2 protein-coding genes are annotated in these 2183 nt (G+C 58.9%); one reads left to right on the top strand and one right to left on the bottom strand.

Features of this window, described 5'->3' with window-relative positions; genetic code table 11:
• Nucleotides 1-32: 32 nt before the first annotated feature.
• Nucleotides 33-599, top strand: coding sequence for a GNAT family N-acetyltransferase (locus tag CED_RS23215; RefSeq protein ID WP_082456697.1), 567 nt, complete (start codon nt 33-35; stop codon nt 597-599).
• A gap of 1233 nt (nt 600-1832) precedes the next feature.
• Here the strand turns inward: CED_RS23215 and CED_RS21110 are convergent.
• Nucleotides 1833-2183: ISAs1 family transposase (locus tag CED_RS21110; protein WP_035913720.1), on the bottom strand; the 351-nt coding region annotated here is incomplete at its 5' end.

The raw sequence follows: 2183 nt of genomic DNA, 5'->3' as shown, positions 1-2183 counted from the left end.
CCACCCGAACCGACACACCACAGCCAGCCAAGATCCAAATAGTGGAAGTGGCATTGGGACTAGGCCCCTTCTCCGCCAGTCTGGTCGAGCTGTATTGGGAGTGGGAACAAGACCCGAGTGTATTGGTCGGATACGGTCGTCAGACTCCGGACTCACTCGAAAACCGGCGAGAAGGAGTCCAGCATCAGGCACGAGGTACCGACGATCAACTACGATTCACCGTCTACGACATAACGACAACCCCGCCAACCCCTGTGGGGACCACTGCCGTACTCATCGATCATCACGTACGGACCGGCGAGTTTATAATCCAGCTCAACCCGTCCAGCCGAGGCAAAGGTATAGGAACCGAAGCTACCCGCCTAACACTCGATTACGCCTTTCATATTTCCAATCTTCGATGCGTCTACCTGTCGGTGCTGACCCCGAACACAGGAGCAATCCGCGCCTACGAGAAGGCCGGATTCCGGAAGATCGGGGAACGGCGACAGTCCGGGTATTGGCTCGGCCAGTCTGCCGATGAGACCCTCATGGACGCTATACCGGCAGAATTTCCCGGACCCTCCCTCGTGCGACAACTAGTCAATCCGGATTCGTAACAATCGCGCCGTTTCCGATCTAGCTTCGCTGCGCGTCCGACTGGCCGCGACGTCGACCGTTCTCGCCGTACCCGCCCGGAACCTTGAGGACTTCGGGCGGAGGTACGGCGTTGTCCAGTTGCAGGATGCTTACAACCGGTGAAGACTCTCGAAAGTGTGGGACGGCTGATCTCGAATCGTTGCGACCAGGGATATTGTCATGGTCGGAGGTCCATGAAGTCGGCCATCTCGCTAAGGCCACTACTCTTTGCGGTGCGGACGCCGGTAGCATCCAACAATGTGCCGACCAATGAATGCGCCGTCCGTTGATTTCTCAGCCATTCGGGAGCAGACTTTCGGATGCTCACCAGAGTTCTCGTTGCACCCGGGTAATTATGCGTAGAGACCTGCGCTTCGGCCACGGTCAGTAGATGGCGAGACCACCTACCCGAAGACATCTTCTTCGATGGTCGGACGGACCGAGCCAGGTGGAGTGCTAGAGACGGATCGCCACCTATAAGAGTGTTTTCAACGGATNCCGTCTCGACCACAGTCGGCCCGAAAGAGATCCATGCATGCGGCCCGTAATCTATCCTGTCGGTCTCGACCCGAACAGCCGCCATGCGAGCAAGTTGGATCAGTTCGTGCGATGTATCAGGCCGGTTATTTCGGGATGCCGCGCTACTACCTCGAAGAAGCAATGTTCCCCACACCGAGAGATGCTGAGGTGTGGCCTTGGTCATCGAAGGTTCGATGTTTTCGGCAGCGCGTACCGCGATTTCTTCCGCTTCATCGAAGCGCCTTTGTCTTAGTAGATACCATGACAGCACGCCGGTGGCGGTCGCATCTAGGATTTCGCTACCCGCACGGGATGACGTCTCCTTTGCCTTCATCACAGACCAATAGCCGAGGTCTTCGTGTCGAAGGTAGATGAGTACGGCCCCTGCAAGGCGGTACGCCTGAGCCAGATAGCGCAATGCGGTTAGTTCATCGTCGCCGTCATAGTGCGACACTGCTACTTGTGCCGCATCGAGTATCCCGGGCAGCTCTGTAGCGGCGAGCTGATAGCGAGAACTGTTGTAAGCGCGCCCCGCCCGAGCCAAGGTTTTGCCAATTTCGTCTAGCGCGGGTGGTTCGCTGGCGGGGGCAGAATTCAGGCTATCCGACGAAGGCATTAGCGTCTTCCGCAGTGCCCAGAGACTAGGTTCCTGAAGAGAGTCCCGCGGCGCCACAGATTCAGGGTGACCCGCAAAGTCATTGATGCAGGTCAGCGGGGTTGTNGAGAGTGAGGATGGCCAGGAGCAGGGCGTTGTCGTGTCGGATTCTGCGGATGGTCGGGGCGATGCGGTTATGGCCAGCGAGGCGAATCAGCCCGATGATNAGGTTACGGAGTGTGGTCATGATGCGGGGCAGTGGGCCGGTCCGAACCCGCGAGGCATCCTCACGGAACGTCACATCGCGCACCCAGTGGACCTTGTTCTCGATCGTCCAATGCCCTCGGGCGTAGCCCGCGAGATCAGCGGGTGTGACCGCGTCGAGGGTGAGGCTCGTCAGGACGTGGACCGTGACAGTGCTCGGGATCGTCCGGGTGACCCGGGCCCGGCC

Source organism: Frankia sp. CeD, from assembly GCF_000732115.1.
In the GTDB taxonomy this organism is placed as follows: domain Bacteria; phylum Actinomycetota; class Actinomycetes; order Frankiales; family Frankiaceae; genus Frankia; species Frankia casuarinae.
Note: the sequence above shows the minus strand (reverse complement) of the source record. Positions and strands in the feature narration are given on the sequence as shown.